The organism is Streptomyces sp. GS7 (genome assembly GCF_009834125.1).
Classification (GTDB): Bacteria; Actinomycetota; Actinomycetes; order Streptomycetales; family Streptomycetaceae; genus Streptomyces.
Genome location: NZ_CP047146.1, coordinates 5,636,993 through 5,656,819, shown reverse-complemented (window position 1 = coordinate 5,656,819; position 19,827 = coordinate 5,636,993). Strand labels below are relative to the sequence as shown.

At 73.2% G+C, this 19,827-nt stretch carries 15 protein-coding genes; 10 read left to right on the top strand and 5 right to left on the bottom strand.

Features of this window, described 5'->3' with window-relative positions:
- Positions 1 to 8: 8 nt before the first annotated feature.
- Entirely contained in the window at positions 9 to 1,310 is a 1,302-nt protein-coding gene (locus GR130_RS24575; RefSeq protein WP_159506717.1) for a Dyp-type peroxidase, read from the bottom strand.
- Between the two features lie 206 nt (positions 1,311 to 1,516).
- Between GR130_RS24575 and GR130_RS24570 the strand changes: the two genes are divergently transcribed.
- Positions 1,517 to 1,738 (top strand): acyl-CoA carboxylase subunit epsilon, encoded by a 222-nt coding sequence (locus GR130_RS24570; protein ID WP_159506716.1) that lies wholly within the window; start codon positions 1,517 to 1,519, stop codon positions 1,736 to 1,738.
- A gap of 17 nt (positions 1,739 to 1,755) precedes the next feature.
- Here the strand turns inward: GR130_RS24570 and GR130_RS24565 are convergent, their stop codons facing one another.
- Positions 1,756 to 3,159 (bottom strand): MFS transporter, encoded by a 1,404-nt coding sequence (locus GR130_RS24565; protein WP_236573430.1) that lies wholly within the window; start codon positions 3,157 to 3,159, stop codon positions 1,756 to 1,758.
- 166 nt (positions 3,160 to 3,325) lie between these two features.
- On the opposite strand from GR130_RS24565, the gene GR130_RS24560 reads away from it, so the two are divergent.
- The 4 genes from GR130_RS24560 to GR130_RS24545 all read left to right on the top strand — a co-directional run bounded on the left by GR130_RS24560 (position 3,326) and on the right by GR130_RS24545 (position 7,776).
- Positions 3,326 to 4,066, top strand: a complete 741-nt coding sequence (locus GR130_RS24560; protein ID WP_159506715.1) for an ArsR/SmtB family transcription factor — start codon at positions 3,326 to 3,328, stop codon at positions 4,064 to 4,066.
- A gap of 190 nt (positions 4,067 to 4,256) precedes the next feature.
- Positions 4,257 to 5,834: an APC family permease gene (locus GR130_RS24555; RefSeq protein WP_159510184.1), complete on the top strand. Its 1,578-nt coding sequence runs from the start codon at positions 4,257 to 4,259 to the stop codon at positions 5,832 to 5,834.
- A 58-nt stretch (positions 5,835 to 5,892) separates the two neighbouring features.
- On the top strand, positions 5,893 to 6,726 hold the full coding sequence (locus tag GR130_RS24550; RefSeq protein WP_159506714.1) for a PP2C family protein-serine/threonine phosphatase: 834 nt from the start codon (positions 5,893 to 5,895) through the stop codon (positions 6,724 to 6,726).
- Between the two features lie 63 nt (positions 6,727 to 6,789).
- Complete coding sequence (locus tag GR130_RS24545) at positions 6,790 to 7,776, top strand: MASE1 domain-containing protein (protein ID WP_201305212.1); 987 nt, start codon at positions 6,790 to 6,792, stop codon at positions 7,774 to 7,776.
- An 18-nt stretch (positions 7,777 to 7,794) separates the two neighbouring features.
- Here the strand turns inward: GR130_RS24545 and GR130_RS24540 are convergent, their stop codons facing one another.
- Positions 7,795 to 8,856 (bottom strand): ATP-dependent DNA ligase, encoded by a 1,062-nt coding sequence (locus GR130_RS24540; protein WP_159506712.1) that lies wholly within the window; start codon positions 8,854 to 8,856, stop codon positions 7,795 to 7,797.
- A gap of 103 nt (positions 8,857 to 8,959) precedes the next feature.
- Here GR130_RS24540 and ligD point away from each other — a divergent pair, with 103 nt between their 5' ends.
- Together ligD and GR130_RS24530 are read left to right on the top strand one after the other, a co-directional pair.
- Positions 8,960 to 9,973 carry a non-homologous end-joining DNA ligase gene (gene ligD, locus GR130_RS24535; RefSeq protein WP_201304982.1) on the top strand — a complete coding sequence of 338 codons (1,014 nt, stop codon included), beginning with the start codon at positions 8,960 to 8,962 and terminating at the stop codon, positions 9,971 to 9,973.
- A 163-nt stretch (positions 9,974 to 10,136) separates the two neighbouring features.
- The gene (locus tag GR130_RS24530; protein WP_159506711.1) at positions 10,137 to 10,475 is read left to right on the top strand and encodes a hypothetical protein; all 339 of its coding nucleotides are present in this window, start codon (positions 10,137 to 10,139) and stop codon (positions 10,473 to 10,475) included.
- Positions 10,476 to 10,562: 87 nt separating this feature from the next.
- On the opposite strand, the gene GR130_RS24525 is transcribed toward GR130_RS24530, so the two are convergent.
- Positions 10,563 to 12,107, bottom strand: coding sequence for an AMP-binding protein (locus tag GR130_RS24525; RefSeq protein ID WP_159506710.1), 1,545 nt, complete (start codon positions 12,105 to 12,107; stop codon positions 10,563 to 10,565).
- A 381-nt stretch (positions 12,108 to 12,488) separates the two neighbouring features.
- On the opposite strand from GR130_RS24525, the gene GR130_RS24520 reads away from it, so the two are divergent.
- Both GR130_RS24520 and GR130_RS24515 read left to right on the top strand, forming a co-directional pair.
- Positions 12,489 to 14,573, top strand: coding sequence for a SpoIIE family protein phosphatase (locus GR130_RS24520; RefSeq protein WP_159506709.1), 2,085 nt, complete (start codon positions 12,489 to 12,491; stop codon positions 14,571 to 14,573).
- Positions 14,574 to 14,878: 305 nt separating this feature from the next.
- Positions 14,879 to 16,318: an APC family permease gene (locus tag GR130_RS24515; RefSeq protein WP_201304981.1), complete on the top strand. Its 1,440-nt coding sequence runs from the start codon at positions 14,879 to 14,881 to the stop codon at positions 16,316 to 16,318.
- 10 nt (positions 16,319 to 16,328) lie between these two features.
- Here the strand turns inward: GR130_RS24515 and GR130_RS24510 are convergent, their stop codons facing one another.
- Entirely contained in the window at positions 16,329 to 16,667 is a 339-nt protein-coding gene (locus GR130_RS24510) for a hypothetical protein (RefSeq protein ID WP_159506708.1), read from the bottom strand.
- Positions 16,668 to 17,072: 405 nt separating this feature from the next.
- On the opposite strand from GR130_RS24510, the gene GR130_RS24505 reads away from it, so the two are divergent.
- A complete protein-coding gene (locus GR130_RS24505) occupies positions 17,073 to 19,784 on the top strand; it encodes a SpoIIE family protein phosphatase/ATP-binding protein (RefSeq protein WP_159506707.1) in 2,712 nt (903 codons plus the stop codon).
- The last annotated feature ends 43 nt before the right edge of the window (positions 19,785 to 19,827 follow it).

Below are 19,827 nucleotides of genomic sequence, written 5' to 3'. Positions count from 1 at the left end.
CTGGCGCCTCAGGTGCCGCGGGGCCGGGTGTCCCGCATCAGCTGGGATCCGAACCAGTCGTCCCGGTCCCGTACGCCGGGCAGCACGAAGAAGTAGCCGCCGCCGAACGGGGTGATGAACCGGGACAGCGGCTCGTGCCGCAACCGCCGCTGCACGGTGGCGAACTGCCGCTCCAGATTCTGCTGGTAGCCGACGAAGACCAGTCCCAGGTCCATCTCGCCGCGCTGGTCGAACCCCGTGCTGTAGTTGTAACTCCGCCGCAGGAAACGGGAGTCGTCGGTGCCGCGCCTGCGCGGATTGGCCAGCCGGATGTGGGAGTCGAACGGGATCTTCCTGCCGTCCGGGTCCGCGTCGTAGTCCGGCGGGTCGTTCTCGCGCACGCCGTCCAGCGGAGCGCCGCTCGCCTTGCGCCGCCCGAAGATCCGCTCCTGGTGGGACACCGGCACCCGCTCCCAGGACTCCGTGTGGAAGCGGATCAGCCGCAGCGCCTGGTAGCTGCCGCCCACGGCCCACTCCGGCTCACCGCACCGCGGCGTCACCCAGAGCAGCCGGTCCACCTCATCCGCCGAGTACGTGTCCGGATTGACGATCCCGTCCTTGAAGCCGAGGAAGTTCCGCGGTGAACCCGACGGCCGCGACGGGTTCATGAAGGCGTCCATCCGCCAGCGAGGCCGCAGCATCCCCTCCGTCTCCCGGGCCAGGTCGCGCAGCACGTGCACCACGGCGTCCGGGTGCTCCGCGCAGATCTGCAACGACAGGTCGCCGTGGCAGCGCGCCGGGTCCAGCCGGTCGTCGGGGAACGCGGGCATCGCCTTCAGGTGCCGCGGCTTGTGCCCGGCGAGCCCGAACCGGTCGTCGAACAGCGACGCCCCCACGCCGACGGTGAGGGACAGCGAGTCCGGCGTGGACCGCTCCGACGCCACCTTCTCGTCCGCCGGCTTCACCCCGGCCGCCAGCACCCGGCACCGTTCGGTGAGCCGCCGCAACAGCTTCGTCAGGGCCGCTCGGTCCTGCCCCAGGAAGTCGTAGGCGACGAAACCGGCGAACAACTGCTGCGGTGTCACGATCCCGGCCTGCGCCCAGCCGTGGAACGGCACCCGGTCCGGCGGCAGCCGCCGGCCGTCGTCCGACCTGCCGTACGGGGCCGGCGCCGCCTCCTGTGCCGACCGGCCGGCCGGCACCGCGGCGGCCCCGCCGGCCAGCCCCACCGAGGCCGCCGTCCCCGCGAACCCCGCCGCACATCTGAGGAAGTCCCGGCGCCCGTCGTCCGGCGCCGGGTCCCGCTCTTCGCCGGTCCGCTCACGTCTCATCGTCCCGCCCTCTCCACTTCGTCGTCCCGTGCCGGTGTACGTGCCCGTACCTGCGCGCGATCCTGACCGCCCGCCGCGCGCGCCCCGCGCTCAACACGGCAGGGCCCGGCGGAATCACGCCTGGGGAGTTGTCCGGCCGCCCGAACGGCGCACACCGGGCCCGCTCCCGCGCGACACGGCCCGCCGCTGCTCCTAGCGTCGGCCGTGTGACCCGCCCGACCGATGACCCGTCAGAGATCCGGTTCCGGATCGTCCGGGGCCACGCCGAGCCCGAGGAACTCGCCGCACTGACCGTCATCCTGTGCGCCCGGTTCGCCGGCACCCGGCCCGTGTCGCACGAGGTCCCGGACGACGGGCTCACCGCGCTCCGGCTGCGCGACCACAGCGCCCGGTTGGCCTGCTGGGCCGGGTGCTGGACCTGCGGCTGACCCGGTCGGACCGCCGGCTAGCGACCGGTCGTGCGCGTCCCGGCGGTCCCCGGGACGTATCGCGCCGCCAGTCCGGCCGCGACCAGGAAGCCGGCCGCGCCGGCGGACACCGCGGTGTGCAGCCCCGGGACGAGCCCGGCGGCGGTCAGCGTCCCGAAGACGGCGACACCGAGGACGCTGCCCAGTTGGCGGGCGGCGTTGAAGACCGCCGCGGCGGCGCCGCTACGCTCGCCGGGCGCGGCGTCCATCACGGCCGCGGTGGACGCCGGCATGGTCAACGCGGTACCGAACCCGGCGGCGGCCATCGGGGCCACCAGGGCGAGGTACGGCGTGTCGGGGGCCGCGCACAGCCAGCCGGCCAGGCCCGCCGCGCCGACGGCCAGGCCCGCCACCATCGGGGGCCGCGGACCCGTCCGGGCCGTCAGGCGCCCGCCCAGCGCGGAGCCGGCGGCCACCAGCCCGACGGCCGGCAGCAGCGCGATGCCGGTGCGCAGCGCGCTGTAGTGGTGGACCTGCTGGAAGTACAGCGGGGCGAGGAACAGCAGCCCGTAGAAACCGGTGTTGAGCAGCACGCCGATGACGGCGGAGGCGGAGAACGCCCGGTTGCGGAAGAGAGCCGGCGGCAGCATGGGCGCCGCCGAGCGCCGCTCCAGGAACAGGAAGGCGGCCGATCCGAGGAGCGTGACGGCGAACGCGCCGAGCACGGCGGGGTGGGTCCAGCCCAGGGGGCCGGCCTCGATGCAGCCGGTGGCCAGCGCCGCCACGCTCACCGCCGCGGCGGTCTGCGCCGGGATGTCCAGACCGGTCCGGGCCGGGGCGGCGGGGGAGCGGGGTACCCACCGCAGCGTCAGCAGCAGCGCGGCGAGCCCCACGGGCAGGTTCACGAAGAACACCGAGCGCCAGCCGAGCGCGGTGACCAGCACCCCGCCGAGCACCGGCCCGGCCCCGGCGCCGAGACCGGCGACCATGCCCCAGAGGCCGAAGGCACGGGCGCGGGACGCCGGGTCGGGGCAGGCCGCCCGCAGCAGCGCGAGTGAGGCGGGCACCAGCAGCGCGGCGCCGACCCCCTGCACCAGCCGGGCCACGACCAGTACCGCGACCGCGGGCGCGAGGGCGCACCCCGCCGAAGCGAGCGTGAACACCGCGAGCCCGGCGAGGAACACCGTCCGGGCGCCGAGCCGGTCCCCGAGCCCGCCGCAGAAGAGCAGCAGCCCGGCGAAGACCAGGGTGTAGCCGTCCACCGTCCACTGGAGCCCGGTCACCCCGGCGTGCAGCGCGCCGCCGAGTTCCGGCAGCGCCACCGTGACGACGGTGACGTCCAGGATGACCATGAAGTAGCCCAGGCAGACGGCCACCAGGGACAGCGGGGACATCGGGCGGGTGGCCGGAGGGGTGCGGAGCGGTGTGGAGAGTGTCGGCATGCGGTCAGTGTCCTGGCGGAATACTGCGGTCCCCGGCGAAACGTTCTGCCCCTCGGGGCAGCGCTCCTGGGGCGAGGCGCCGCGCCGTACGGCCGCCGTACCGGGTGCCCCGCGGCGCGAGGTCGTTTCGCCATCTGCCGAATCGTCTTGGGCGTACCGTCGCACCATGGATGCCCGGAACGAGACCGAACGCGCCACCGAGGCCGACATCGCGCAGGTGGCGGCGGCCATCGGCGACCCGTCCCGCGCCAGGGTGCTGATGGCTCTCGCCGGGGGCGGTGCGCTGCCCGCCAGCGCGCTGGCCGCCGAGGCCGGGGTGGGCAACTCCACCATCAGCGGCCACCTGGCCAGGCTCCGCGACGCCCGGCTGCTGACCGTCGAACTCGACGGGCGGCACCGCTACTACCGACTCGCCACCACCGACGTCGCCCGCGCCCTGGAGCAGCTCGCCATGATCGCCCGCCCGCTCCCGGTGCGCTCCCTGAACGCCGACACCCGCGCCCGGGCCCTGCTGCGCGCCCGGCTCTGCTACGACCACCTGGCGGGCCGCCTCGGTGTCGCCCTGATGAGTGCGCTGCTGGCGGGCGGCGTCCTCCAGGAGGAGCGGACGGGCGCGGACACCGAGTGCGTCGGCTACCTGCTGACCCCGCCCGGCCGCCGCGAACTGACCGCGTTCGGCGTCGACTTGGACCGGTTGCCGCGCCGTCGCGCCGCGGTCCGCTACTGCGTGGACTGGGCCGAACAGCGCCACCACCTGGCGGGTGCCCTCGGCGCCGCGGTCACCGCCCGGATGTTCGCTCTGGACTGGCTGCGCCACGGCACCTACCGGCGGGTCGTCCGGCTCACCGACGCCGGGCGCGACGGTCTCGCGGCGACCTTCGGCGTCCCGCCCGACCGGCTCGGCTAGGTCCCCGGCTCCTGTCCGGTCCCTTCCTCGCCATCTCCTGCCCCCTGTTCGCCATCTCCGGCCGCGCCCCTGTCGCGAACACGTCGAGTAGGGTCCTGACCAGCCGGAACAGAGAGTCGAGGAGGCCGTGTTCGTGACGGATCGTCAAGTACCGGAGGAATACGGCGGGAGCGGCGCACCGGACGTGCGGATGCAGGAGCGCCGGCTGCACCGCGACCTGGGGTTCTGGGGGCTGACCGGGATCGGCTTCTCCAACATCGTCGGCTCCGGCTGGCTGTTCGCCGCCATGTACGCCGCGCAGACCGCCGGACCCGCCGCCCTGCTGTCGTGGGTGGCGGCCGGCCTGCTGTGCGGGCTGGTCGCGCTGGTGATGATCGAGCTGGGCGCGTCCCGGCCGGAGGGCGGCGGTACGGTCCGCTGGCCGCTGTACGCCAGCGGCCGGCTGGTCGGCACCCTCGTCGGCTGGTCGGTGCTGCTGTCGGTCGGCGGTACCGCCGCCGAGATCAGCGCGATCATGCAGTACACCGCGCACTACCTGCCGGGCCTGTACAACGGGCACACCCTCACCGCCTCCGGGCTGGCCCTGGCCGCCGGTCTCAGCGTGCTGCTGACCGCGCTGAACTGGTTCGCGGTGCGGATGTTCGCCCGGCTGAACAACCTGGTCTCGGTGTTCAAGATCGCCGTCCCGGTCCTCACCGTGCTCGCCCTGATCGCCTCCGGCTGGCACTCCGGGCGCCTGACGGACCACGGCGGCTTCGCCCCGTACGGCTATGTCGCCTGCCTGACCGCGCTGGCCGGCGGCGGCATCGTCTACTCGGTCAACGGCTTCCAGGCCCCGCTGGACTTCTCCGGCGAGACCCGCAACCCCCGCCGCACCATCCCGTGGTCCGTTCTCACCGGCATCGGCCTGGCCGTCCTGATGTATCTGGCGCTGCAACTGGCCTTCCTGTTCACCGTGCCCGAGAACCTGCTCGGCGGCGGCTGGAAGGGCGTCTCCTTCGACTCGCCCTTCGGGCAGCTGGCACTGATCCTCAACCTGCACTGGCTGTCCAGCCTGCTCTACGCCGACGCGGTGCTCTCGCCCGGCGGTTCGGCGTACGTGGGGGTGGCGATCGACGCCCGGCACACCTACGCGCTGGCCAAGAACGGCACGATTCCCCGCTACTTCATGAAGGTCGACGAGCGTTTCGGCGTGCCCCGCCGGGCGTTGGCGATCAACCTGGTCGTCATCGTGCTGTTCCTGCTGCCGTTCGGCGGCTGGCAGGACATCGTGAGCGTGATGGGCGACATGTACCTGCTGATCTACGCCGCCTCCGCGGTCGCCGTCGCGGTCTTCCGCGCCGAGCCGGGCGGCAGCACGGCCGGGTGGGTGCCGGGCCTGCGCTGGATCGCGCCGGTCAGCTTCGTGGTGGCGAGCGAGTTCGTCTACTGGTCCGGCTGGCACGATCTGCGGCTGGCGCTGCCGCTGGTGCTCGCCGGACTGCTGGTCTTCCTGCTGATGCGGCGGCCCGGCGCGCGGGCCGCGGAGGACGACGGCGCCGGGCCGCGCCGCCCGCTGGGCGCCGAACTGCGCACCGGCGCCTGGCTGGTGGTCTATCTCCTCGCCCTGACGCTGCTGTCCTGGCTGGGCACCTTCAAGGGCTCCGGACGGCTGCCCGCCCCGTACGACTCGCTCACCGTGGCCGCCGTCGCGCTGGCCGTCTTCTTCTGGGCCGTACGGTCGGGCGTCGGCCACCTGACGGCGTCCCGGCCGGCCGCCGGGGAGTGACGGCCGTGGCGCCCCGGGTCGTGAAGCGGATGCCGGACCCCCGAAATATCATGAAGCCATGCTTCGGCGTCGTCCCCCGCGGTCGGCGAGCGCCGACGATCTGCTGACCACGCTCGGGCGGCTGACCGCCCAGGCGCGGGAAGGCGCGGAACTCCAGCGGGCCCGGGTCGAACTCGCCGAGGCGCTGCAGCGCGAGATGCTGCCGGGCGCGCTGCCCGAGCTTCCCGGGCTGCGCACCGCCGCCACCTACGCCCCCGCCCGGCACGGCCTGGCCATCGGGGGCGACTGGTACGACGGCTTCCGGCTGCCGGACGGCTCGCTGGCGTTCTCGGTGGGCGATGTGCAGGGCCACGACGTCGAGGCGGCGGCCTTCATGGGCCAGATCCGGATCGGGCTGCGCGCCGTCGCCGCGCACGCCGCCGACCCCGGCGAGGTGCTCAGCCGGGCCAACGACCTGCTGCTCTCCGTGGACTGCGAACTCTTCGCCACCTGCACCTTCGTCCGCTTCGACCCGGTCCGCTGGGAACTGGCCAGCGCCCGCGCCGGCCACGTCCCCGGCATCTGGGCCACCACCGACGACCGCCACGGCGTGACCGACGACCCCGGCGGCGTCCCGCTGGGCATCCTGCCGGGGGAGCGGTACCCGGTCACCCGGCGGCGGCTGACCACGGCGGGCGCCTTCGTGCTGCTCACCGATGGGGTCGTCGAGGGGCCCTGCTTCCCCATCGAGGACGGACTGGCGCAGGTGACCCGGCTGGTCAGCGCCAAGGCCGGGGACCATCCCGCCGACGTCGCCGACGCGGTGATGTGCGTCGCCGAGCTGACCGGGCACACCGACGACGCCGCGGTCATCGTGCTGCGCTTCGACGGCGCGGACGGCAGGGCCGGGTGAAGCACGCGCCGGGGGCGCGTGTCGCGGCCGGCGCCCGGCCACCGGCGTTGTCTGATGGCACACGTGGTACGCACCGGGGAACTCCGTCGGCCGGCAGCGGCAGCCCTGGCGAACCTCGTACTCGCCGGCGTCTACTGGGCGTCCGCGAAGGTCGGCCTGCTGGAGCAGGTCGTGGTCGCGGGTGCGGTGGTCACGCCCCTATGGCCGCCCACCGGCATCGCGCTGAGCTGCCTGCTCCTGCTGGGCCTCTGGATGTGGCCGGGCATCGCCCTCGGCACTCTCCTGGTCATCTCCACACTCACCAGGCTCGACCTGGCCGGCTTCGGCGTGGTGGCCGGCAACACCCTCGCGCCGGTCTGCGCCTGCCTGATGCTGCGGCGGGTCGGCTTCCGCACCGAACTGGACCGGCTGCGCGACGGCGTCGCCCTGGTGTCCCTCGGCGCCTTCGCCGCGATGGTGATCAGCGCGACGCTGGGCAGCGGCACCCAGGTGCTCACCGGGGCACTGCCGCCCGGCGACTTCTGGCGTACCTGGTCGGCCTGGTGGGTGGGCGACGCGATGGGCGTCCTGGTCATCGCGCCGCTGCTGCTCGCCTTCCGAAACGTCCGTCCGCCCCGGAACGTCCCCCTCTACCGCTGGGCCGAGGCGGCGGTGCTGCTGGCCGGCACGGTCGTCGTCTCGCTGCTGACGACCCGCAGCTCGATGTCCCTGCTCTTCCTGGTCTTCCCGGTGATCGTGTGGGCGGCACTGCGGTTCCAACTGGTGGGAGCGGCGCCCTGCGTACTGGTGATGTCGGTCTTCGCGATCAACGCGGCGACCGGCCGCAGCGGACCGTTCACCGGGCACAGCCTCCTGGAGTCGATGGTCAACCTCCAGGCCCTCAACGCCTCCGCCGCGCTCACCGCGCTGCTGCTGTCGGCGATCGTCACCGAGCAGAGCACCATCCGACGGAAGATCGAGCAGGCGTGCACGGAACTGGCCGAGGTCGTCGACCGGCTCGCACCGGGGGAGAGCCGGCGCCGGTGGCCGCCCGACGGCGAGCCGGGGTGAGCGGGTGAACGGCGCGGCTCAGCCGCCCAGCAGCTCCCCCAGGTCGTAGCCCACCGGCTCCTCCAGCTGCGCGTAGGTGCAGCTCTGCGGCGTACGGTCGGGCCGCCAGTGCCGGAACCGGGCGGTGTGCCGGAAGCGGCTGCCCTCCATGTGGTCGTAGGCCACCTCGCACACCAGCTCCGGGCGCAGCGGCACCCACGACAGGTCCTTGCCGCCGCTCCACCGGCTCGGCCCTCCGGGCATCCGCCGCGACACGTGCGCCGCCTCGTCGGCCCAGTCGCCCCAGGGGTGGCCGGCCACGTCGGCCATCCGCAGCGGCGCCAGCTCCTCGACGAGCCGGCGCCGCTCGGCCATGGGGAACGCGGCGCACACCCCGACGTGCTGGAGGTGCCCCGCGTCGTCGTGCAGCCCCAGCAGCAGCGAGCCGACCACCGGCCCGCTCTTGTGCAGCCGGTAGCCGGCCACGACGCAGTCCGCGGTCCGGGCGTGCTTGATCTTGAACATCGCGCGGTCGCCCGGTCGGTACGGCAGGTCCAGCGGCTTGGCGACCACCCCGTCCAGCCCCGCGCCCTCGAACTGCGCGAACCACCGGGCCGCCAGTTCCCGGTCGAGGGTCGCCGGCGCGGTGTGCACCGGCGGCCGGGCCGTCCGCAGCGCCTCGACCAGGGCTTCCCGGCGGGCCGTCTGGGGCTCGTCCAGCAGCGCGGCGGAGCCGAGCGCCAGCAGGTCGAAGGCGACGAGCGAGGCGGGCGTGCGCGCGGCGAGCGTACGGACCCGGGAAGCCGCCGGGTGGATGCGCTCCAGCAGCTCCTCGAAGTGCAGCCGGCCGTCATGGGCGACGACGATCTCGCCGTCCAGCACACAGCGCGGCGGCAGTTCCTCCCGTACGGCGTCGACCACCTCGGGGAAGTAGCGGCTGAGCGACCTCGTCGTCCGGCTGGCGATCTCCACCTCGTCGCCGTCCCGGAAGACGATGACCCGGAACCCGTCCCATTTCGCCTCGTACTGCATGCCGGCGGGGATCTCCGCCACCGACTTCGCGAGCATCGGGGAGACCGGGGGCATCACGGGCAGGTCCATGCTCCCGATCCTGGGGGCAGGGCGCCGCCTGCGCCCGCCGGGGACCGCCGGGCGCCCCGCCGCCCGGCGCGCGGCACTCCCGCACGGAACCTAGCGTGGAGGCATGGCCGGAGCCCGAGCTGTGGAGCTGGACGTCGCGGGGCGCACCGTACGGGTGTCGAACCCCGACAAGATCTACTACCCGGAACGCGGCTTCACGAAGTGGGACGTGGTCCAGTACTACCTCGCGGTCGCGGACGGGGTGCTGCGCGGTCTGCGCGACCGGCCCACCACCATGCAGCGGTTCCCCGACGGTGTCGCGGGCGAGTTCTTCTACCAGAAACGGGCGCCCAAGGGGCTGCCGGAGTGGCTGCCCACCGCCCGGATCACCTTCCCCAGCGGGCGGTTCGCCGACGAGATGTGCCCGACCGAACCAGCTGCCGTCCTGTGGGCCGCCAACCTGGGCTGTCTGACCTTCCACCCCTGGCCGGTCCGCCGCGGCGACACCGACCACCCCGACGAGCTGCGCATCGACCTCGACCCGCAGCCCGGCACCGGTTTCGCCGACGCGGTCGAGGTCGCCCACGAGCTGCGCGAGCTGCTGGCCGCCCACGGGCTGCGCGGCTGGCCGAAGACCTCCGGCGGCCGTGGTGTGCACGTGTACGTGCCGATCCGCCCCGAGTGGACGTTCACCGAGGTCAGACGGGCGGCGATCGCCGTGGCGCGGGCGCTGGAGCGGCGGCTGCCGCGGCTGGCGACCGCCGCCTGGTGGAAGGAGGAGCGCGGCGAGAAGGTCTTCGTGGACTACAACCAGATGGCTCGCGACCGCACCATCGCCTCGCCCTACTCGCTGCGCGCCCGCCCCCGGGCGACCGTCTCCACCCCGCTGCGCTGGGACGAGCTGCCCGACGCCGCGCCCGAGGACTTCGACCTGCGCACCGTCCCGCCCCGCTTCGCGGAACTCGGCGATGTGCACGCGGACATGACGGAGCACGCCTACGGCCTGGAATCCCTCCTGGAGCTGGCCGACCGGCACGCCGCCGACGACGGGCTGGGCGATCTGCCGTACCCGCCCGACCACCCGAAGATGCCCGGCGAACCGGCCAGGGTCCAGCCGAGCCGCGCCCGCAAGCAGTAGAACGCCGGACGGTGTCCGGGTAGCCGCGCGGCGGACCCGGAGCCGTGCCGCGACCGGAGCAATTCCGAGGGCCGTTGGAGTGGACGGCCGCCGTGCCTGCGAGGACGGTGGCACCGCGCGGTACGCATCACTTGTCCTATTTCCTGCCAAACAGGAGAAACGCATGCGTAAGTTCATAGGGCGTACCGTCGCCGCCGTGGCGCTTGCCGCGGCCACCGTCGTCCCCTCCGCCGGTATGGTCCAGGCCGCCCCTCGGAGCCAGACCGTCGCGGTGAGCGGTGATCACGGCCGTGGGCACCACGGCCGTCACTTCCGCCACCACCGGCGCGACGAGGACTGCGACTTTTTCGGCTTCGGTCGCTTCGGCCACGAGGGCCGTGAGGGCCGTGAGGGACGCCATCACCGCAAGGGCCACCATGGACGTGAGTTCCGCGAGGGGTGCGAGGAGCACCACTTCGGCCTCCTCGGCTGGCTTCTTCACGGTCTGCTCGGCTGGCTCTGACCGGCAGGAACCAGGCGGGCCGCCGCAGTTGCGCACTGCGGCGGCCCGCCACTGCCGGTCCGGTGCCCCGGGACCGGCGGGCCGGGATCAGACCGCGTCGCCCGACTCCTCGGCGCGGCGCCGGAGTTCCTTCTTGTCCGGCTTGCCCGCGTCGGTCAGCGGCAGCGCGTCCGCGAAGGCGATCCGCGCCGGCTCGTACATCGTGCCGCGGACTTCGCGCACCATCGCGCGCAGCTGCTCCGCGTCGACGTCGCCGCCGGGGGTCCGCACGACCGTCGCGTACACCCGCTCCATCCGGTCCGCGTCGCGGACGCCGTAGACGGCGCTCTGGAGTACCTGCGGGTGCGAGTTCAGCAGGTCCTCCAGCTCGGTGGTGTACACATGGCCGCCGACCACGACGATCATGTCCTTGAGCCGGTCGACGATCGTCAAGTAGCCCTCGCCGTCCAGGAATCCGACGTCGCCGGTGTGGAGCCAGCCGTCCCGCAGCACCTCGGCGGTCAGTTCGGGCTGCTTCCAGTAGCCCTGCATGATCATGGTGGAGCGGACACAGACCTCGCCGTGCTCGCCGGCCGGCAGATCACGCCCGGACTCGTCACGGATCGCCACCTCGACGTCGGGCAGCACCTTGCCGGCCGAACGCAGCCGGTCGGGGCGGTCCGGGTCGTGGTCCTCGGGCAGCAGCACGCTGATGCCGCCGGCCTCGTTCTGGCCGTAGCCCTGCACCAGCACCTGCCCGAACGCCCGTACCGCGTCGGCCAGCCGGGCCGGGGACGCCTGGCAGCCGCCGTAGGTGACCATGCGGAGGCTGGAGGTGTCGGTGTGCGGGCGGTCGGGGTGGTCCATCAACTGGTAGAGCAGCGGCGGCAGCAGGAACAGGGCGGTGATCCGCTCGCGCTCGATGGCCGCGAGCGCCTCCTTGGCGTCGAAGTCGTCGTGCAGGACGACGGTGCCGCCGGACTGGAGGACGGTGTCGGCCATGTAGCCGGCCGCGTGGGCGAGGGTGGTGCAGACCAGCTGCCGGTGCCGCACGCCCTCGAACTCCGGCAGCACCCCGGTGAACCACCGCACCTGCTCGAAGGTGGTGCAGATGCCCTTGGGGTGGCCGGTGGTGCCGCCGGTGTGGCGGATGGTGCAGATGTCCTCGGGCCGGGCGAGCGTGGCGAACGGCTCGTCGCTCTCCGCGGCGGCCAGCTCCAGCAGGTCGGCGCCCACCTTGGCCGGACCGAGTACGAGGACGTCGGGTACGGGCGCCAACTCGACCAGTTCCGCCGCCCGTTCGGCCAGCCTCGGATCGACGATCAGGGCGCGGGTCTCGACGTCGCGGACGATCGCGGCCTGGGAGTCGGCGGAGAGCTTGTTGTAGAGGTGGTTGACCCGGGCCCCGATGAGGTTGGCGGCGTAGCGGGCGGCGATGGTCTCCGGCAGGTTGCCGCTCAGCAGGGTGATGGTTGCGCCGGGTTCGATCCCCTGGGTGCGCAGGGCGCGGGCCATCTTGAGGACCAGGGTGCGGAACTCGCCGGCGGTGACCCGGCGGCCTTGGTGGACCAGGGCTTCGCGCCCCGGGTCGAGGCTAAGTGCATCGAGATTCTCCTCCACGTACGTACGGAACTGCTGGTCGGATATGGGCATCGACGGATTCCTCCTGACCCCGGCGGCGTATGGGGGTACGCCGGTGGTGCGAAATTCCATTATTGGTTGCCCCTAGCAACTAATGTCAGGGTAGTCCCAAGAGATCCACATCTCCAAGTCGGGAGGTCGGGCGCGGGCGTTGTGCCGTCGCGGGAGGCCGGACCAATATCGCCAACGAGGTCGCCGACCTGGCGGAGGGCGACGCATAATGCTCCATCCGGTACGGGCCCACCCCTTGTGGATCTCGCTCGCCATGTGTGTGGGGGCGCGGCCGTCCCGTGTGGAGGGATGATGGAGGGCAGCGGCAGCACGGCGAGAGTCGGCCGGTGCACGGAGCGCCACGGCTGTCGGTCCCCGGAGACCGGCGGAAGGAGTGCCTGGATGGGTGCGACCGACGCGTTCCCCGAGCGCGCCGTCCCGGTCGGAGCCGGACCGTCGCAGCCCGGCGGGCTGCTCGACGTCCTGGGTGTGGCTGCCGTGATGCTGGACGCGAAGGGCCGGATCACGCTGTGGAGCCCCCAGGCCGAGGAGCTGTTCGGCTGGACCGCCGAGGAGGCGCTGGGTCGGTACGCGGCCCCGCTGCTGGTCCCTCCGGAGCACGTCGATCTCGTCCTGCAGCTGTTCTCCGAGGTCATGGCCGGCAGCGGGAGCTGGGCCGGCGTCTTCCCCGTCCAGCACAAGGACGGCAGCGTCCGGCTGGTCGAGTTCCGCAACATGCGGCTGCTGGACGAGCGCGGCGAGTCCTACGCCCTGGGCATCGCCACCGACCAGGCCGTGCTCCGGCGGGTGGAGCGGGACCTGGCGCTCTCCGTCCGCCTCGTGGCCCAGTCGCCGATCGGACTCGCGGTGCTCGACACCGATCTGCGGTTCGTGATGGTCAACCCGGCGCTGGAGCGGCTCAACGACCTGCCCGCGGAGCAGCACGTCGGCCGCCACGTCCGGGAGGCGCTGTCCTTCCTGGACACCGACGTCATCGTGGAGCGGATGGGCGAGGTGCTGGCCACCGGCCGGCCGCTGATCGACCAGTTCACCCTCGGCCGCACCGCCGGCCATCCCGACACCGACCAGGCGTGGACGGTGTCGTACTACCGACTGGAGGACCCCAACGGCCGGGTGCTGGGCCTCGCGACCTCGGTCGTGGACGTCACCGAGCAGCACCGGGCCGCCACCGAGGCCGCCCGCGCCCGGCGCCGGCTCGCGGTGATCGCGGACGCCTCCGCGACCGTCGGCACCACCCTCGACGTCCACCAGACCGCCCGTGAACTCGCCGACGTCATCGTGCCGGAACTCGCCGACCTGGCCGCCGTCGACGTCCTCGACACCGTGCTGGACGGCCGCCGCCCCGCCGCGGTCGGCCGCGACGGCGCCGCCCGCTTCCGGGCGCTGGCGGTCTCCACGTCCGGCGAGACACCCGCGGTGCGTGCCGCCGACCCGACCGGGGAGCTCGCCTCGTACGGCGCCGACCGGCTGATCACCCGCGCCGTCACCGAGGCCCGCCCGGTGCTGGTCTCCCGGGTGGGCCCGGGGGACCTGCCGCGGATCGCCGCCGACGGGGAGGGCGCCGAGCTGCTGCGGGCGGCCGGGCTGCACTCCTATCTGGCGGTGCCGCTGATCGCCCGCGGCGAGGTCCTCGGCACGCTGTCGCTGTACCGCATCGGCAACGAGGTGCCGTTCGACGACGACGATGCGGTGCTCGCCGTCGAGCTGGCCGCCCGCGCGGCGGTGTGCATCGACAACGCCCGCTCGTACCAGAGCGAACGGCGCACCGCGCTCACCCTCCAGCGGCATCTGATGAACCACCGTCCGCTGCAGCCCACCGCCATGGAGATCGGCTTCCGCTACCAGCCCGCCCAGGCGGCCAGTGAGGTCGGCGGCGACTGGTTCGACGTCATCCCGATCGCCGGCGACAAGACCGCGCTGGTCGTCGGCGACGTGATGGGCAGCGGTATCAACGCCGCCGCCACCATGGGGCAGTTGCGCACCACCATCCGCGCGCTGGCCGATCTCGATCTGGAGCCCGACGAGGTGCTGCGCCACCTCGACCACATCGCCGGCGGCCTCGATCCGGCCTTCGCGACCTGCCTGTACGCCGTCCACGACCCGCACCGCGAGGAATGCCGGATCGCCGTCGCGGGTCACCTCCCGCCGGTCGTGGTACGTCCCGGCCGGCCGCCCGAGCTGCTCGACCTGCCGACCGGCGCCCCGCTCGGCGTGGGCGGGGTGCCCTTCGAGCAGACCACCGTGCCGCTGCGCGAGGGCGACCAGGTGGTGCTCTACACGGACGGGCTGATCGAGACCCGCGACCAGCCCATCGACGTCCGCCTGGACATCCTCCTCGGCCTGCTCGCCGAGCCCGAACGGCCGCTGGAGGAGCTGTGCGACCGCCTCCTGAGCGTGCTGCGGCGCGGCAACGATCACGACGACGTCGCGCTGCTCGTGGCGCGAATCGGGCGCCGCGGCGACTGACGGCCGTATTGCGCCCGCAAAAAACGCCGCCCGCCCCCGCGCCCCACAGGGGAATCCGCAGCTCGCCAAGGTCAGCGGAATTCGCGGTGACAGCGCTGCTCTCGCATGGATTGGGGCGTTCTGGTCCGGCGTTGGCTGCGGATTTCGTTGTCTCGGTGTCTTAACAAGACCTTGACGGGAGTCGACGACGGCGGTTGTATTCCGGTCACCGAAGCGGACCCGGCGATTCATCCGGTCCGACCGCTTTACGGCACTCCGCCTTGTATGTGCCACCCCTTCCTGCCTCCAGCACTGATGGGACACGGATGACCGATATGCCCTACACGCCTGTTGCCACCGCAGCTTCGGAGCCGGACACCCGCAGTGCGACAGCGGCGGACACCCCCCGACTCACCCGCTCGATCGGTGTGGTCGGCGGCACCCTGCTCACGCTGTCCTGCCTCACCCCGGCGTCCTCGCTGTTCGTGATCGTGCCGGGCTCGTTCGCCACACTCGGTACCGGAACGGCCCTGACCATCGCCATCGCGGGCCTGCTGTGCGTCGGAGTGGCCTTCACCTACTCCGAGTTGGGCACCCTCGTCCCGAGCTCCGGCGGCGAGTACGCGATGGTCGGCACCCTGATGGGCCGGCTCGCCGGCTGGCTGGTCTTCGTGCTCTCGCTGATCGTCGTCATGATCGTGCCGCCCATCATCGCGCTGGGCACCGCCGACTACCTGGCGCCGCTCGTGCACCTCGATCCGCAGTACACCGCCGCCGGCGTGATGCTGCTGGCCACCGCCATGGGCCTGCTCGACCTGCGCGCCAACGCGTGGATCACCGGCATCTTCCTCGTCCTGGAGGTCGTGGCCAGCGCGCTCGTCGCGTTCCTCGGCTTCACCCACCCCCACCGGTCCGCGGCCACCCTCATCCACCCCGTCATGGACGCCGGGCACGGCACCAGTACGGCCGTCACCGCCGGGCTGATGGTGACCGGACTGGCCACCGCGCTCTTCATCCTCCAGGGCTTCTCCACCGCCGTGTACCTCGCCGAGGAGATGGAGAACCCGCGGCGCAATGTCTCCCGCACCGTGCTGTGGACCCTCGCCATCGGCGCCGCCGTCGTGCTGATCCCGGTCGTCGCCATCACGCTCGGCGCCCCCGACCTCAAGACCCTCGGCGCCGGTGACATCGCCGGCATGGTGCAGACCTGGAGCAACTCCGCCGTCGGCACCTTCGTCAGCCTCTGCATCGCCCTGGCGATCATCAACGCGGCGATCGTCATGGTGATCCAGAACTCCCGGGTGGTCTTCTCCTCGGCGCGCGACGCGGCCTGGCCGACCCCGGTCAACCGGATCTTCTCGCACGTCGGCAAGCGCTTCGGCTCCCCCTGGGCGGCCACCCTCGCGGTGGGCGTTCCCGGCGCCGCGCTCTGCTTCGCCAAGCTGGACATGCTGAACGAGGTCACCGGCGTGGCCGTCGCCGGCATGTACGTCTTCGTCGCGCTGGGCGCCCTGGTCTCCCGCCGCGGGGAGCACAGGCACCGCCTCGCCTGGCGGATGCCGCTGTGGCCGGCGATCCCCGCCCTGCTGGTCGTCGTACTGGCCTGGGTGCTGTGCCAGCAGAGCGCCGTCAGCCTGCTGATCACCGGCGGCGTGGTCGCCGCGGCGGCGGTGTACTGGGCGGTCTACCTCCGCCCGCGGCAGGACAGCCACTGGGTGATCACCGTCCCGGAGGACGACCTGGCCGCCGAGGCGCCGCGGGTCTGAGCGGCCCCTTCTACCGGCCGCCGGGCCGGGAGAGGGCGAGCGCGTCCAGCAGCAGGCACACGTGGTCGACGGCATCCCGCCCGGCGGGGCCGTCGGCCACGTCCGTGTCGTCGAGGAGGCCGGCGGTCGCCCCCAGCAGCCCCACCAGTCCCGCGCTGGCCGGCGCCGCCGGCTGCGGGTGCGCGAGGGCGGAACGGATCTGCTCGCCGTTCAGCGGCAGCCCCGTCTCCAGGAAGCGGTACAACGCGACGGCGGTCTGCCGGTCGGCGTCGTTGGGCTTCCACAGTCCGCGCACAAGGTGGTCGATCAGCTCGGCCGCCCCGGCACGGATGTCCTCTGCAATACGCATGCCCACGAACGTCTCATACGCGCCCGCCGGCCCGGAGGCCGCCCCCCGGCCCCGTCCGGGCGCCCCGCGCCGCATCCGACTCCTGAGCAAGCGCCCCTGACCAGGCGTGTTGCCCGAAACGCCATGATCGCGCGGCAGATCCGGAGGGCCGCCGCAACCGTCCGGGCCTGTGGGAAGAGTTACACGCAAGGGGCTCCCGCCGCGTTATCGCGGCCCGCACGTCTACCGCAGACCCGTAGCCCTGAAACATACCCGCTGGTTTACTGGCCCCCTGGTGCCCGGGCCGCGGCCACGGGATCATCGTCCTCCGACGCCTGTGCACCGACCGTCGCGCGGCGGCCCACGGCCGCTGCGCTGCGCGATGTGCAGCTCGCCCACCGTATGCGGGAGGTGTAGAAAGAGGACATGGCCGGACGCTACGGCCGCCCGCGTTCGGTTCTGCGGATGCGAACTGTCGCAGGTCAGGTCTTTCTCCTGCAGGTGGCGATCGTGGTCCTGCTCGTCGCCGCCGCCATTGCGGCCCTCGTGCTGCAGTCCGGGTCCGACTCGGAGCGCGAGGCCCGGAACAGATCGCTCGCCGTCGCCCAGACCTTCGCCAGTTCCCCCGGCCTCGAAGCCGCCCTCAAGAGCCCGGACCCGACCGCCGCCCTCCAGCCCCGGGCGGAGGCCGCCCGCCGCGGCTCCGGCGTCGACTTCGTCGTCGTCATGAACACCGACGGCATCCGCTACACCCACCCGATCCCCAACCGCATCGGCAAGAAGTTCGTCGGCACCTTCCAGCCCGCGGTGCGTGGAGTCGTCGTCACCGAGCAGGTCACCGGCACCATCGGCCCGCTCGTCCAGGCCGTGGTGCCGGTCTTCGGGCACGGCGGCAACGTCGTCGGACTGGTCTCCGCCGGCATCACCATCAGCAAGGTGAGCGGGGTCGTCAACGAGCAGTTCCCGCTGCTCTTCGGCTCGGCGGCCGGCGTCCTGCTGCTCACCACCGGAGGTACGGCCCTGGTCACCCGGCGGCTGCGCCGGCAGACCCACGGCCTGGGACCCGCCGAGATGACCCGCATGTACGAGCACCACGACGCGGTGCTGCACGCGGTCCGCGAAGGGGTGATCATCGTCCGCGGCGACGGGCGGCTGGTCCTCGCCAACGACGAGGCGCGCCGGCTGCTCGACCTCCCGCCGGACGTCGAAGGACGCCAGGTCGCCGACCTGGGACTGGACCCGGCCACCGCCGGCCTGCTGGAGTCCGGCCGGACCGTCACCGACGAGGTCCACCCCGTCGGGGAGCGCCTGCTAGCCGTCAACCAGCGGTCGACCGACCAGGACGGCGGCCCGCCCGGCAGCGTCACCACCCTGCGCGACACCACCGAGCTGCAGGCCGTCACCGGCCGCGCCGACGTGGCCCGCGGGCGGCTGAAGCTGCTCTACGACGCGGGTACCGAGATCGGCACCACCCTCGACGTGGTGCGCACCTGCGAGGAACTCGCCGGGTTCGGGGCCGCGCGCTTCAGCGACCTGGCGACCGTCGACCTGGCCGTGTCCGTCCTCGGCGGCGAGGAACCGACGGTCACCGGCGCCGGCATCGAGATGCGCCGCACGGCGGTCGGCGGCGAACCGCCCGACGGCTCGCTCTACCCGGTCGGCGAACCGATTCGCTTCGCGCCCCACACCGCGCTCGGCGCCCGCCTGCCCGCCGGTGAGCCGTTCCTGGACAGCGATCTGGCGGAGTTCGCCGGCTGGCAGCACCACGACCCCGAACGGGCCCGGCAGATCGTCGCTCACGGCATCCACTCGCTGATCGCCGTTCCGCTGCGCGCCCGCGGCGTGATCCTGGGCGTGGTCCTCTTCTGGCGCTCGCGCACCCCCGAGCCGTTCGACGAGGAAGATCTCTCGCTCGCCGAGGAGCTGGTCGCCCGTGCCGCGGTGAGCATCGACAACGCCCGGCGCTACACGCGCGAGCACGCCATGGCGGTGACCCTCCAGCGCAGCCTGCTGCCGCGGGCCCTGCCGGACCAGAACGCCGTCATGGCCGCCTTCCGCTACCGGCCGGCCCAGGCCGGCCTCGGCGGGCTGGGCGGCGTCGGCGGCGACTGGTTCGACATCATCCCGCTGCCCGGGGCCCGGGTGGCGCTGGTGGTCGGCGACGTCGTCGGGCACGGGCTGCACGCCGCGGCCACCATGGGCCGGCTGCGGACCGCCGTCCACAACTTCGCGAACCTGGACGTACCGCCCGACGAACTCCTGTGGCACCTCGATGAACTCGTCACCCGCATCGACCAGGACGAGGGCACCGAGGGCACCGGCGACGGCCCCGAGGCGTCCGTCACCGGCGCCACCTGCCTCTACGCCATCTACGACCCCGCCTCCGGGGTCTGCACCATGGCCCGCGCCGGCCATGTCCAGCCGCTGCTGCTGCGCCCGGACGGCAGTGCCGCGTTCGTCGACGTACCCGGCGGCCCGCCCCTGGGGCTGGGCGGGATGCCCTTCGACACCTGCCGGCTGGAACTCCCCGAGGGCAGCAGCCTGGTGCTCTATACCGACGGACTGGTCGAGGGCCGCCACCGGGACATCGACGAGGGCATGGCGCTGCTGCGCCGTACGCTCGCCGGACACCCCGACCGCACACCGGAGGAGACCTGCGAGGCGGTGCTCGGCGCGCTGCTGCCGGACCGCCCGGCCGACGACATCGCGCTGCTCGTGGCCCGCACCCGGGTGCTCGGCGCCGCGCAGATCGCCGACTGGGACGTGCCCGCCGACCCCTCGGCGGTGGCCCAGGTGCGCGCCGCCGCCGTGCGCAAGCTGATCGAATGGGGGCTGGCCGACGAGGCGTTCACCACCGAGCTGATCCTCAGCGAGCTGGTCACCAACGCCATCCGCTACGCCGCCGGCCCCATCCGCGTCCGGCTGATCCGGGACCGCTCGCTGATCTGCGAGGTCGCCGACCGCAGCAGCACCTCCCCGCATCTGCGGCAGGCGGCCACCACCGACGAGGGCGGGCGCGGCCTCTTCCTGATCGCGCAGCTGGCCGAGCGGTGGGGGACCCGGTACACCGGCGACGGCAAGGTCATCTGGACCGAACAGGCGCTGTCCGACGGGGAGTCCGCCCCCGACGGCCCCTGATCGGCAGAGCGGCCGGCTGCTAACCTCCCGTTGCGTGAAGCGC

Excerpts from the sequence above, each read along its gene's own strand:
- GR130_RS24550 (WP_159506714.1), top strand. The coding sequence starts at position 5,893 with ATGCTTCGGCGTCGTCCCCCGCGGTCGGCGAGCGCCGACGATCTGCTG.
- GR130_RS24565 (WP_236573430.1), bottom strand. The coding sequence starts at position 3,159 with ATGCCGACACTCTCCACACCGCTCCGCACCCCTCCGGCCACCCGCCCG.
- GR130_RS24540 (WP_159506712.1), bottom strand. The coding sequence starts at position 8,856 with ATGGACCTGCCCGTGATGCCCCCGGTCTCCCCGATGCTCGCGAAGTCG.
- GR130_RS24505 (WP_159506707.1), top strand. The coding sequence starts at position 17,073 with ATGGCCGGACGCTACGGCCGCCCGCGTTCGGTTCTGCGGATGCGAACT.
- GR130_RS24575 (WP_159506717.1), bottom strand. The coding sequence starts at position 1,310 with ATGAGACGTGAGCGGACCGGCGAAGAGCGGGACCCGGCGCCGGACGAC.
- GR130_RS24510 (WP_159506708.1), bottom strand. The coding sequence starts at position 16,667 with ATGCGTATTGCAGAGGACATCCGTGCCGGGGCGGCCGAGCTGATCGAC.
- GR130_RS24515 (WP_201304981.1), top strand. The coding sequence starts at position 14,879 with ATGACCGATATGCCCTACACGCCTGTTGCCACCGCAGCTTCGGAGCCG.
- ligD (WP_201304982.1), top strand. The coding sequence starts at position 8,960 with ATGGCCGGAGCCCGAGCTGTGGAGCTGGACGTCGCGGGGCGCACCGTA.
- GR130_RS24560 (WP_159506715.1), top strand. The coding sequence starts at position 3,326 with ATGGATGCCCGGAACGAGACCGAACGCGCCACCGAGGCCGACATCGCG.
- GR130_RS24520 (WP_159506709.1), top strand. The coding sequence starts at position 12,489 with ATGGGTGCGACCGACGCGTTCCCCGAGCGCGCCGTCCCGGTCGGAGCC.
- GR130_RS24530 (WP_159506711.1), top strand. The coding sequence starts at position 10,137 with ATGCGTAAGTTCATAGGGCGTACCGTCGCCGCCGTGGCGCTTGCCGCG.
- GR130_RS24525 (WP_159506710.1), bottom strand. The coding sequence starts at position 12,107 with ATGCCCATATCCGACCAGCAGTTCCGTACGTACGTGGAGGAGAATCTC.
- GR130_RS24555 (WP_159510184.1), top strand. The coding sequence starts at position 4,257 with ATGCAGGAGCGCCGGCTGCACCGCGACCTGGGGTTCTGGGGGCTGACC.